The organism is Actinoplanes sp. NPDC051470 (genome assembly GCF_040682035.1).
Taxonomy (GTDB): domain Bacteria; phylum Actinomycetota; class Actinomycetes; order Mycobacteriales; family Micromonosporaceae; genus Actinoplanes.
Genome location: NZ_JBFBAA010000055.1, coordinates 19,430 through 31,376, shown reverse-complemented (window position 1 = coordinate 31,376; position 11,947 = coordinate 19,430). Strand labels below are relative to the sequence as shown.

The window sequence follows — 11,947 nt, the reverse complement described above, 5'->3', positions numbered from 1 at the left end:
ACCGCACCGACGCCCAGAACCTCACCACCGCCGCACCCTGGACCTCACCCTGGCTACCCCAGAGTTACGGGAAACAGTTCCTGCCAGGGGCTTAGTAGGGCGGACTAACGAGAACAGGCCCAACGCATCCATGATTCGAACGCACTCAACTGCCGTGGTCCGGAACTGATGAGGGCAGGGTTGTCACTCTCCGTCCGACTTCCACGCCCGCTCAAACTCGGCTTCGGTGATCTCGAAGCAGCTCCACTCTTCGCCCGAGTCGTAGAGGCTCGCTTCGCCGAGTCCGCCGTAGCTGTCCTCTTGGCGGCCGGGGCCGTACCGCAGAACGCGGCCGGCTTCGTACACCTCGACCTGGCGGATAGGCCAGCCGTCATCACCGACCTCGAAGCACCAGACCGAGTGGCCCCAATCGTTGAACTCATCGCCTCGGGTCTCGGCCCAAGGACGGCGATAGAAGCGAGTCGGCACGGCGGAAGAGTACCGTCGTCCGCATTTGCCGCGATTCGAACGTGCGGTCAAGCCAGCGTTTGCGTCGCTGGCGAGGCTGAGCTCGCTGTTGAGTTCGAGCTGCTCGGGTTCGGCGGTGTCGCCGTGAGCCTCGCGCGCAGGCTGTCGTAACTTCGGGCCGAGCCGGAAACGCGTGGGACAGCAAGAGGGTACCGGCTCTTGCCGGTACCCTCTTGCCCGGTTCGACCGTCAGCTGAACGCGCCGTCCGGCACCTCGACCAGTCGCCCCGCATGCTCGACCTTGAAACCGGCCGCAATGCTCCACGTGGTCGCGAACAGGCGGCCGCGGTGGAATTCGACGCCGGTCGGCATGGTGACCTGGGCGTGGGTGACGGTGTCACCGGCGATCCGGGTCAGCCGGCCGACGTTCGCGGGGAAACCAGGCGGCGGCGGGCCGTTGCCGGCCGGGGCGCCGTGCAACACCTCGGAGACGTAAACGGTGCCCTGCGGCGAGACCGCGATGCCGGTGAGGGAGGTGAACCCGGTCCAGCTCTTCACCATTTCGCCGGTGCGGCCGTCCAGTTTGTAGATCGTCGCCGCGCCGGGCTTCTCGCCGCCGAGCGTGGACACGTACACGTCGTTCTCGAAGACGGCGATGCCGGTGGGCACCGCGTCGCAGCCGACCGTGCCGGGATTGGCCTGCGCGCCCGGTGCCAGGCACTCAGGCGTCTTCGGGTTCGGCGGCACGAAGAACGTACGGATCTTGCCGGACTTCGGATCCACGCTCAGGACGGCGTTGGCGCCGCCGTCGGCGACCAGGATGCCCCAGGGAGTGCCGAGGATGCTGAACGGGTTGGACAACGCGTCGTACGGTTTGCCGTCCGGCGCGAACTGCTTCTGGCCGTCCGGGTTGTGCTTCAACTCGTACGCCATCAGGTCGGCGTGCACGCGTACATATTTGCCGTGTTTGTCGGCCTTGAGGATGCTGGCCGGGGGGGAAGGTGGGTTTCGGCCCGGCCGGCTCACCGGGCCCGGGCGCCCCCTGCGCCACGAAGATCTTGCCGAACCAGGAGGTGACCCCGGCCGGACGGGCCAGGCCCGAGATCAGGGTCGTCTTGACACCGGTGCTCAGGTCGATGGAGGTGACCTTGCCGGAGACGGACTCGGCAACCAGGGCACGCCGTGCGTGCAGCACGTCAAGGCCCATAGGTCCGTCCAGCTCAGCGGCGATGGTCCGCACCGGCGGGACGGCCGCTGACACCGGCACCCCCGCCAGGACGACCACCGCACTCGTCCCGGCAACGGCCAGTGCTCTCGCCGTACGTTCAATGACCATGCCGTAATCCTGAGCCCGTCCGGGTGCGCCGGAGGGCGGATGGCGGAAAGCCACCGGAGTCAGTCGCGGATCGAGCCGGAGCGCCGGCCGTCGCCTGCCGCCGCGCACCACCGCAGACGATCAGCCGGAGTCGTATCCCGCAGGTACTGAGACCAACTGCGGTACATGGGCGGGCATTCGTTGAGACCGTCCGGATCCGGGCAAGAGGCGCTGGTCTGGCTCGATCGAGCAACTGCCGAGGTTGGGGACCGGGCAGACGGAAAGCAAAGTCGAGAAGTTCTCCGAGAGCCGGCCCACGGGCTCGGTCTCCATCTCATCATGCTCCGCACGGACCTTCAGGCACGACAGCGGCTGATCGTGCACCACCGCCAACCGCCAGGCGGGTTCCACGTACGACAAGGCCTTTGCGTCAATTCCTCTCCGCCTTCATTCGCGGCGGGAAGGCTAGCAACGTCAGTTGGACAACGGGGCCACACTCATTTGCCGCGATCCGGGCGCCATCTCACGCCTACCGACTGCTCATCGTGAGCGACGGACGTAGGCCACCCGGGTCATTGCCGTCGCAGCATCGTGTGCGCTTTGCGTCCGGTCCTTTGCATATTTGGCGTACGCGGCTCTGCACTGAACTGGCTCTGGCAAGATTTTCGTGGCCGGAGATTGTTCGACGAGGTGTTCACTGCCGAGGGCATCGAGATCGTGCGGACGCCGCCGCGGGCTCCCCGCGCGAACGCGTATGCCGAACGGTGGGTACGCACAGTACGCCGGGAATGCCTGGACCGGATCCTGATCTACAACCCGCGGCACCTGCGCGCCACGCTGGAAGAATACGTCCGGCACTACAACGAGCACCGGCCACATCAAGGCGGCGGGCAACGTCCACCAGCCCTGGAGACGTCCCCAGCTCCGGTCACGGAGCTTACCGCTGCGCGGATTCGACGTAGAAATGTCTTCAACAGAATGATCAACGAATATTCCCCGGCTGCGTAGCCGAAACCGGGTTTTCGCGGCGCGATGCTGGGCTGCGTGCCGGCGTCAACCGCTCATGACCGCGGTGACAGGTCCGGGTCACTCGCGTGCACGGAAGCCGAAAGTGGTCAGGTGATGTCGATGCCGGCCTGGATAAAGATTCCTCGCAGCCAGAGATGCGCCTTGTCGGAGTCGTACATCGGATGCCACCACATGGTCTCGACCAGCGGGTCCGCTGAGAACGGGCAGTCAAGCAACCGCACCAGCCCCGTTGTTTCCAGTAGCCGTCCCAGCCGCTCCTGCACCAAGGCCACTCGGCGGGTGCCGGCGATGATGGGTCCTAGTAGCATGTAACTCTCAGTGATAACCTCGACATGCGGCTCGATTCCCTGCATGCGCAGCTGTTGAACGGCCGTGGTGAACGCCGTGGGCCCTGAATAGACCGTTACCCAGGGGAGTTCAATCAGGTCCTCGGCGGTCAATCTGCCGTGTGGCAGGTCAAGGTCGCTCGATACGATGCACGCCCATTCGTCCTCGTGGAGATCGCGGTGCGACAGGCCGTGGACGAAGCCGTGCGGGATCAGCATCAAATCGTGGATCCGCATGGTTTCGGCCGCGGTCCCCGCCAGCAGGGGGTTCAGCATGTGGATCGACAACCGTGATGCGGGTGATTGCTCGGCAACCATGCGACTCACCGCGGGGCCCAGTACGGCAGCCGAGTAGTCAGACATGATCACCGAGAACTCGCGCGCGCTGGTTGACGGGTCGAAGGCGCTCTCGCGGTCGAAGACTCGATCGACCGCCCGCAGAGCGGTGTAGACGGGCTCGAGTAGTTCACGAGCCAGTGGACTGGGCTCGTAGGCGTTGCCGTTGCGTACCAGCAACTCGTCACCGAAATGCCGCCGCAGCTTGGCCAGCGACGTGCTCATCGCAGACTGGCTGAGACCGAGTCGATCAGCCGCACGAGTTACGCTCTTTTCCTCCAGCAGCGCCTGTAATGGCCGGATGAGGTTGAGATCGACGTTGCGTGGCATGCCGTCCACTCCGTTGAAGACCATTCATGGCACGGATGCGCTCCATCCGTTCTGCTTCCATGATGATCTACTGACGCTCACTCCCGTGCAAGGAAGCGTCACTCGGAGACACATGCCTGGGAGATTCGGTACGCGAGGGGCCGGGTTCAGGACTGGAGGATCAGTGACTTCCGGTCCCGGCCGCCGCTGGGCACGGGCATGTACGACACGCGCAGCCGCACCGTGACCGCGACGTCGTGCGACCCGGGGGCCAGCGGCGAGTCGAGTTCGAACCCGAGCTCCGCACGCTCGCCCATCTCCCAGCGGTCGTCCAGCACCGACGGCAGGTCGTTCATCCGATAGGAGTTGCCGTGCACGGTGAACGTCGTCCGGGACGGCGGGACGGTGACCCCGTCGATCTCCAGATCCGCCGCCTCCACCATGGACAGCCCCAGGCCGCGGTAATACGGCATCCGGATCTCCATCACGCCCCGTGTCCCAGTATCGTTTGTGGTGCGGAAGCCGTCCTCGCAGATGATGTACTTCTCGAACACGCCGATGATCCCTTCTCGGTTGGAGCACGGCGCCCTCGGTCCCGCCGAGGAGCCGGGCGGACATAGCTACTCGATCTCGCCCAGGAGCCGCGCGAACATGGCGTGCTGGCGGCGGACCTGCTCGCGGCTGTCCACCGGCAACGCATCCTGCACGTGCCGGTTGCCCTCATATTCGCTGGAAAGGTAGCCGTCAAACCCGCCTTCAGTGAGCACGGGGATGACGCGGTCGTAGGGGATGCTGTACTCGGTGCCGCCGTCGGTCATCTCGTAGAACTTGGCCTGGATGTGCCCGATCAGCGGCATGTGCGGGAGCATCTCGCGCGGGTCGCGGTAGATGAAATGCGTCGCCTGCCGGGCCAGCCCCATCTCGACCGGCCCGCCTCCGCGGTAGTGGACGATGTCCATCAGCGCGTGCGTGTCGCCGTGGTCGTCGTAGAGCTTCACGATGAAGTCGACGATCTCCTTGCGGGCGCCGTCGCGCAGCGCACGCTCGCTGACCACCCGGGGGAAACGCTCGACAAACGTGCCCATGTCAGGCATGAGGCCGAGCACGCGCCCGCCGGTGCGATGCATGACCTCCAAGTGCTCGACGATCCACGGATGCGAGTAGTGGAAGGGCGCGTGCACCTCCAGCAGCAGGCGCACACCCTTCTCCTCGGCGTACGGTGCGGCGTCCCGCATCACCTCGGGGGCCGTGTTGATGATCGCGCGAAGCACCGGAGCGCCGAGTCGGACGGCGATGTCGATGTCGCGCCGGAATGAGGCGACCTGCTCCTCGTGGGTCAGCCAGCGCCCGGGAAATCGCTTGGTGTCCAGGAACAGATCGGTGGCCGAGGTGGTGGTGCCGTACCGGCCCATCCAGCCGTACCAGGTCTCGACGAACTCGTCGCTCAGGTGCGGAAAACCCGGTATGGACTGCTCTGGGATGACCTCGATGCCGGTGGCCCCGACGCTCGCGGCGTGGGCGACGCAGTCTTCGAGCGACATCGTCCGGAGGAAGTACTCCTCCTGGTAGCTGTACAGGCTCACACCGCGCTTAATCGTCACGCGCCGATTCTGCGGTCGTTCCCGCCCGGGTGGGAACAGCGACGTGCTGATGCCCGGCATCCACGAGTTCGATGCGTCGGTAGCCGGGCGTGACCAGGGCGCGGGTGTATCACCGGGACCGATGCGCGCCATCGCTGATTGGAACTGCCCAGCACGCAGTCCCTGGATGACACTCGGCCTGCGCCGTCAAAGCTGAGCGCCAGCCTGTGAGGAGACCGTAGTGGGGCTTGCAGAAGACACCGCCGTCCACCGCCTGGCCCCCGGGGACACCGTCGCCGCCTTCGCGCTGCCCGGCACCGATGGACACCCGGTCGCGGTCGACCCGCACGCGCGGGCCGCAACGGTGGTGGTCTTCACCTCGAACGCCTGCCCGTACGCGCTCGCCTGGCACGACCGGATCCAGGACGTCGCCCGCGACTACGCCGGCCGCGACGTCCTCGTGGTGCAGGTGGTCAGCAACGCCGACGAGGCGCAGCCCGGGGACTCCCTTGAGGCGATGCGGGCCCGGGTGTCAGCCGGTGAGCTGGCTGGGCCGTTCGTCAAGGACGCCGGCCAGGAGGTCGCTCGGTGTTTCGGAGTCACCGCCACCCCGGAGGTCTTCGTCGCCGACCGCGCGGGCGTCGTCCGCTACCACGGCGCGCCGGACGGCGACTTCGACAATCCAGGTCAGGCGGCGGGCTGGCTGCGGGCCGCGCTCGACACCGTCCTGGCCGGGGGCGAAGTCGAGCAGCCGGCCACGCCACCCGCGGGGTGCTCGCTGAAGTGGCGGGTCGACGTCCTCTGGTGGGACGGCTGTCCGAGCCATGACCGCGCCGTGAGCCTGTTGGAGGACACGCTGCAGGCGATGGGCCGCACTGAGGTCGCTGTGCGCAAGGTCCCGGTGCAGACCAGCGGTGAGGCCGCCGAACGCGGATTCCCCGGATCGCCCAGCTTCCAGGTTGGCGGCCTGGATCTGTTTCCGGGCGGCGGCCCGCCCGCGCTGACCTGCCGCATCTACCGGCAGCCAAACGGGCGGGTGGCACCCCTGCCGTCGTCCGAGCAGCTGAAGCAACGCCTGACCCAGACCCTCGCCCGGCCGTGGGATCTCCCCGGCTGGACCGACTTCAGGAAAGGAACGTCCTCGTGACGCCTGCTTCGGACAGCGTATTCGCCCCGTCATCCTATTGACTTATGTTTGAAACATGTAAAAGAATGCCTGATATCGACGTAAGCCTTCGACTGGATTAGTCGGCAGCGGCACTCGGTAGAGGCAATCCGGCTTGTCGATGCTCGATACCACGTCAGAAGGGTTGACATGAACGATCTCCGCCACCTCATCCACCCGCGGAAGTTCCTGGTGCCGGCGGCCGTCGCGGCTCTCGCGCTGGCCGGCTGCTCCTCTTCCCCATCGTCGGACTCGAGCACGGGCGCCGACGGCAAGACCGAGTTCACGCTGACGTACTCCAAGTCCAACAACATCGAGAGTCCGTTCGAGACTTTGGCCAAGAGGTACATGACGACCAACCCGAACGTGACGATCAAACTCGAGGGCAAGCCGAACGACAGCTACGGGGACTCCGTCCGCACCCAGCTCCAGGCGGGCAACGCCGCCGACGTGATCGAGACCGAGGCCGGCTCGGGCCAGTCGCGGAGTATCCTCCCGCTGGCCGAGGCCAAATTCCTGGAACCGCTCAGTGACACGGTGACCAAGACCATCCCCTCCGGCAGCGAAAGCCTCTTCCAGCTGAACGGCACGACATACGGCGAGCCGCTGGGCATCTCCTACGCGGGGCTCGTCTACAACACGGTGGCCGCGCAGGCCGCAGGTCTGACCGCCGCCCCGAAGAGCCTCGACGAGGTGACGGCCGCCTGCGGCAAAGCCGCCGCCGCCAAGAAGTCGTTGTTCGTGCTGGCCGGGTCGACGGTGCCCAACGCCGGGATCACCAGCTTGATCATCTCGGCGACCCGGGTATACGCCGACGACCCCGACTGGAACACCAAGCGCACCAGCGGCCAGACCACCTTTGCCGGCACCAAGGGCTGGCAGGACACCCTGCAGACCATAGTCGACCTGAACAAGGCCGGCTGCTTCCAGAAGGGCTCCGAGGGCGCCGGCTTCGACGCGATCACCAACAACATGGCCAAGGGCACCTCGGTGTCCTTCTTCGGCCCGCTCGGCTCGGCCTCCGAACTGCAGAAGGCGGCTCCGGAGCAGAAATTCGTGGCCGAAGCGTTCCCGCCCGCGACCGCAGGCGGCAAGGCCTTCGGCGTGGCCAGCGCGACCTACTCGCTGTCGATCAACGCCGCTTCCAAGAAGAAGGACGCCGCGAAGGCGTTCGTCGACTGGCTGGCCGACCCGGCCCAGGCTGACCTGTTCGCCAAGGCCTCGGGCGGCCTGCCGGTGAGCGGGCTCGACCAGCAGGATCTCTCCACCACCATCTACGCCGGCGTGGCCGACCTGCTCAAGAAGGGCGACTACACCCCGTTGCCCAACTCCGGCTGGAAGAGCGCAGGCGTGTACGACGCACTCGGCACCGGAGTCCAGGGCCTGCTCACCGGGCAGTCCAGCGTCGACAAGGTCCTCAAGGCGATGGACGCCGCCTGGGACCAGTGATCGAACCGACCGCACGCTGACTCGACTGGGGACCAGATGACTGCCGCGAAGATACCGACGGGGGATTCGATGAAGACCGCCGTGCAGCCACCCCCGGTCGAGCCGGCGGACCGCCCTCGGCGCCGGATTGACGGCGAGAGGCGCAAGGTACACACCATCGGGCGCTGGTGGTGGGCGCTGCCGGGCGCGCTGCTGGTGATCGCTATGCACTACGGTGCGACCGCGGTCGGCGGGTCGTTCGCCTTCACCAACTGGAGCGGGATCGGCTCGTTCGAGTGGATCGGCCTGGGCAACTTCGAGCGGATCTTCGACGACCCGACCAAGCTCACGGCACTCCGGAACACCTTGCTCCTGGCGTTCGGGTCGGTGATCCTCAGCAATCTGGCCGGGGTGGTGCTGGCCATCGGCCTCAACCGCGTGCTGAAAACCCGCTACCTCCTGCGGACACTGTTCTTCATGCCGGTGGTGCTGAGCCCGCTCGCCACCTCGTACATCTGGAAGTTCATCTTTCAGCTGGACGGCCCGCTGAACTCGATTCTCTCCGGCGTCGGCCTGGACGGCCTGGCCCGGCCCTGGCTGGCCGACCCGATCTGGGCGCTGTGGGCCGTCCTGCTGGTGGTCGTCTGGCAGAACACCGGGTTCGCGATGGTGATCTACATGTCCGGCCTCGCCTCCGTCCCCGTGGAGATCGAGGAGGCGGCCGCGATCGAAGGCGCGAGCCTGTGGCAGCGGACCTGGCACGTTGTCCTGCCCTGCCTGCGGCCCGCCATCGCCATCGCCACCACGCTCGGGCTGGTGAACGGGCTCCGGATCTTCGACCAGATCCTCGCCCTCACCGGCGGCGGCCCCGCCAACGCCACCGCGACCCTGGCCACCGAGGTCTACAAGCAGGCCTTCAGCCTCGGCAACTTCGGCTACGGCGCGGCCCTCGCCGTGATCCTGACCGTCATCATCCTGACCTTCGCGGTGATCCAGCAGCGCGTCGTCCAGGGCCGTCCGGAGGTGTGAGCGATGTTCCGCTACACGAAACTGTCCGCCCTGCGGGAGATCGGCCTCTGGCTCCTGGCCGTGGTCTATCTGGCGCCGTTCTACGTCCTGATCGCCACCGCGCTGAAGCCGGACAGTGAGGTCTTCAGCACCTCCGCGCTGGCGCCGCCGAAGTCGCCGACGCTGCAGAGCTTCAGCCATGTGCTGTCGGCCGGCGGCGAGTCGGACATCAAAGTGGGCCTGGCCAACAGCCTATTCATCACCACCGGCAGCATCATCGTCCTGGTGCTGCTGGGCTCGCTGACCGGGTACGTGATCGCCCGCAACACCCGCCGCTGGAGCCGGGCCCTGTTCTTCCTGTTCCTGATCGCCATCGTGCTGCCGATCCAGCTCGGAACGGTCCCGCTCTACATCAGTGCCCGGACGCTGCACCTGACCGGCTCGGCCCCCGGCATGATCGTGCTCTACGGCGGCCTGCTGCTGCCGCTGTCGGTGTTCATCTACGCCGGCTTCTTCCGTGGTATGGGCACGGACTACGAGGAGGCGGCGGCGATCGACGGCGCCGGCCCGGGGCAGGTCTTCTTCCGGATCGTGCTCCCGCTGATGGCGCCGGCAACCGGCACGGTCGCGATCCTGACCGGGCTGATCGTCTGGAACGACTTCTTCACGCCGCTGATCTTCCTCGGCGGATCGGACCAGCAGACGCTGCCGGTAGCGATGTACTACTACATCGGCTCGCTGGTCTCGCAGTGGAACCAGATCTTCGCGATCGTGATCCTGTCGATGATCCCGATCCTGGTGTTCTACCTGGTGGCCCAGAAACGCTTCATCCAGGGTTTCGCCGGCGGGATCAAGGGCTGATCATGAGCGAGCACCGGGCCGCCTTCGCGCGCTTCGTCGACCTCTTCTACACGCAGAAGCGGGTGGCCGACGCCTTCGCGTTCCTCGCCGCCGACGACTACCGGCAGCACAACCCGAACATCGCCGACGGCTCGCAGGCGGCGATCGCGGCTTTGACCCCCAAGTTCGACGGTTCCCCGGACGCGCGATTCGAGGTTCAGCGAATTCTCGTGGACGGCGACCTGGCCATGGTCCATGTCAAGGCGACCCGGCCCGGTCAACCAACCGCAGCCGTCGCCGACATCTACCGATTCGCCAACGGCCGGATCGTCGAGCACTGGGACGTGTTGCAGCCCGTGCCGGCGAATCCGGCGCACGACCACCCGATGTTCTGACGCCCCGCGTCCGACCCGAAAAGAGATGCCCTCATGTACCGACTCGCGCCCAACATCGACCTGCTGTTCAGCGAGGCCGGGGAAGCGCACGCCCGGGTCCGTGCGGCGGCGGCCGCCGGCTTCGACGCCGTCGAGATGTGGGGACCCACCGGCAAGGACATCCCGGCCCTGCACGACGCGCTCGCCGAGACCGGCATCGCCCTGGTCGCCCAGCTCGCCGAGCCCCGGATGCAGTTCATGATCCCGCCGAAGAACCACGAGCCGTTCTTCACCGGGCTCGACGCCGGGGTCGAGGTCGCCCAGCGGCTCGGCTGCCCCCGGATCGTGGTCGGCAGCGGCACCGGCTTCGGCGGGCGTAAGCGCCAGGACCAGCTCGACGAGCTGATCGAGATCTTCACCAAAGGCGTCGAGCACATCAGCGGCTCCGGCATCACGCTCGTGCTCGAGCCGGTCAACACCCGGGTCGACCACCCCGGCGCCCTGCTCGACCGCACCGGCGAGGCCGCCTACATCGCCCGTGGGGTCGACTCACCCCACTTCGGCGTGCTCTACGACCTCTACCACTCCACCGTCGAGGGCGAGGACGTCGACGCCGAAATAGCCGCGGCCGCCGACGTCATCCAATACGTGCAGATCGCCGACCACCCCGGCCGGCACGAACCCGGCACCGGCAACATCGACTGGCCGGCCCGGCTGGCCGGCCTGCGCGGCAGCAGCTACGACGGCCCGATCGGCCTGGAGTACTACCCGGCCACCGCGTCGGCGGCCTCCGTCGCCTACATCACCTCGATCGCGGCGGACGCCTGATGGGTGAACGCGCGATCAAGTGGAGCTACATGGACCACTGGCGCTCCGCAGGCCCGGCCGGTCCGATCGACCAGTGGCACGATCGGGCCTCGATGAGCCGGTTCCTCAAGCAGATCAAGGCGGCCGGCTTCGACGCGATCGACACTTTCGACTTCCGCTTCTGGCAGATCACGGGTGACTACGGATCGGTCGCGAACTACCAGGACTTCGTGCGGGAGCACGGCCTGGAACGGATCGTCAACACCTTCCACGCCGCCGACTACGACCCCCGTAGCTACGCGCCGCACGTCCCGGAGACGCACGCGGCGATCCTGGAGGACTTCCGAGTCACGATGGACCGCTGGTCCGGCATCCGGCTCGACAACATCATCGTGATGCCGGCAACGCTCTACTACGACATGGAACCGGTGACCCCCGACAAGATCAAAACCACCGCGGATCTCTGGAACGCCGTCGGCGAGATCACCCTTCAGTGGGGGGTCAAACTCACCTGTCACCACGAGTTCTTCTGCGGCATCCAGAGCCGTCCGGACCTCGACCTGTTCTACGCCGGCTCCGACCCGCGCTACGTCAACCTCTTCGTCGACACCGCGCAGCACTGCATCACCTCGGTCGACCCGGTCGACTTCTACACCGCCTACGCCGACCGGGTCACCGGGTTCCACTTCAAGGACACCCGTAACCGGGCCTCCGGCGACGATCACCGGCACCGGCCCGACTCGGAGATCATGGCGCCCACCACCGACAAGTGGTTCTACGAGATGGGCACCGACGAGGGCCTGGTCGACTTCGAGGCGATGATGCGCGCCGTACGCGACAACGGCTACCGCGGCTGGATCAGCGTCGAGCACGACAAGGCCAACAAGGCCGGCGGCGACTACGCCGAGAGCACCGCGATCTCGCGCTGGTACGCCGAGCACGTCCTGTCCCGGATCTACCGCTGAGCCGCACCGAGGAATCAT

Annotated in this window: 13 protein-coding genes; 8 read left to right on the top strand and 5 right to left on the bottom strand. The window is 66.7% G+C overall.

The annotated features are described in order from the left end of the window. Nucleotides 1–183 precede the first annotated feature (183 nt). Together AB0M54_RS46170 and AB0M54_RS46165 are read right to left on the bottom strand one after the other, a co-directional pair. On the bottom strand, nt 184–468 hold the full coding sequence (locus tag AB0M54_RS46170) for a hypothetical protein (protein ID WP_364479398.1): 285 nt from the start codon (nt 466–468) through the stop codon (nt 184–186). Between the two features lie 228 nt (nt 469–696). Next, nucleotides 697–1,473, bottom strand: coding sequence for a ScyD/ScyE family protein (locus AB0M54_RS46165; protein WP_364479395.1), 777 nt, complete (start codon nt 1,471–1,473; stop codon nt 697–699). A gap of 967 nt (nt 1,474–2,440) precedes the next feature. Between AB0M54_RS46165 and AB0M54_RS46160 the strand changes: the two genes are divergently transcribed. Next, nucleotides 2,441–2,770 (top strand): transposase, encoded by a 330-nt coding sequence (locus tag AB0M54_RS46160; protein WP_364479392.1) that lies wholly within the window; start codon nt 2,441–2,443, stop codon nt 2,768–2,770. A gap of 107 nt (nt 2,771–2,877) precedes the next feature. Here AB0M54_RS46160 and AB0M54_RS46155 read toward each other — a convergent pair whose 3' ends face one another. The 3 genes from AB0M54_RS46155 to AB0M54_RS46145 all read right to left on the bottom strand — a co-directional run bounded on the left by AB0M54_RS46155 (nt 2,878) and on the right by AB0M54_RS46145 (nt 5,363). Further along, the gene (locus AB0M54_RS46155; protein ID WP_364333716.1) at nt 2,878–3,783 is read right to left on the bottom strand and encodes a LysR family transcriptional regulator; all 906 of its coding nucleotides are present in this window, start codon (nt 3,781–3,783) and stop codon (nt 2,878–2,880) included. A 146-nt stretch (nt 3,784–3,929) separates the two neighbouring features. Further along, nucleotides 3,930–4,316, bottom strand: coding sequence for a DUF6379 domain-containing protein (locus tag AB0M54_RS46150; protein ID WP_364333719.1), 387 nt, complete (start codon nt 4,314–4,316; stop codon nt 3,930–3,932). A 66-nt stretch (nt 4,317–4,382) separates the two neighbouring features. Beyond that, entirely contained in the window at nt 4,383–5,363 is a 981-nt protein-coding gene (locus AB0M54_RS46145; RefSeq protein WP_364479389.1) for a TIM barrel protein, read from the bottom strand. A 220-nt stretch (nt 5,364–5,583) separates the two neighbouring features. Here AB0M54_RS46145 and AB0M54_RS46140 point away from each other — a divergent pair, with 220 nt between their 5' ends. The 7 genes from AB0M54_RS46140 to AB0M54_RS46110 all read left to right on the top strand — a co-directional run bounded on the left by AB0M54_RS46140 (nt 5,584) and on the right by AB0M54_RS46110 (nt 11,929). Next, nucleotides 5,584–6,489 carry a redoxin family protein gene (locus tag AB0M54_RS46140; RefSeq protein WP_364333725.1) on the top strand — a complete coding sequence of 302 codons (906 nt, stop codon included), beginning with the start codon at nt 5,584–5,586 and terminating at the stop codon, nt 6,487–6,489. Between the two features lie 168 nt (nt 6,490–6,657). Further along, nucleotides 6,658–7,956, top strand: coding sequence for an extracellular solute-binding protein (locus AB0M54_RS46135; RefSeq protein WP_364333728.1), 1,299 nt, complete (start codon nt 6,658–6,660; stop codon nt 7,954–7,956). A gap of 69 nt (nt 7,957–8,025) precedes the next feature. After that, on the top strand, nt 8,026–8,964 hold the full coding sequence (locus AB0M54_RS46130; protein WP_364333731.1) for a sugar ABC transporter permease: 939 nt from the start codon (nt 8,026–8,028) through the stop codon (nt 8,962–8,964). A gap of 3 nt (nt 8,965–8,967) precedes the next feature. Further along, complete coding sequence (locus AB0M54_RS46125) at nt 8,968–9,804, top strand: carbohydrate ABC transporter permease (protein ID WP_364333734.1); 837 nt, start codon at nt 8,968–8,970, stop codon at nt 9,802–9,804. A 2-nt stretch (nt 9,805–9,806) separates the two neighbouring features. Continuing rightward, nucleotides 9,807–10,178: a nuclear transport factor 2 family protein gene (locus tag AB0M54_RS46120; protein WP_364333737.1), complete on the top strand. Its 372-nt coding sequence runs from the start codon at nt 9,807–9,809 to the stop codon at nt 10,176–10,178. Between the two features lie 33 nt (nt 10,179–10,211). Continuing rightward, a complete protein-coding gene (locus AB0M54_RS46115; RefSeq protein WP_364333740.1) occupies nt 10,212–10,985 on the top strand; it encodes a TIM barrel protein in 774 nt (257 codons plus the stop codon). Continuing rightward, entirely contained in the window at nt 10,985–11,929 is a 945-nt protein-coding gene (locus AB0M54_RS46110) for a TIM barrel protein (protein ID WP_364333743.1), read from the top strand. The genes AB0M54_RS46115 and AB0M54_RS46110 overlap by 1 nt, the downstream gene beginning before the upstream one ends. Nucleotides 11,930–11,947: the final 18 nt, after the last annotated feature.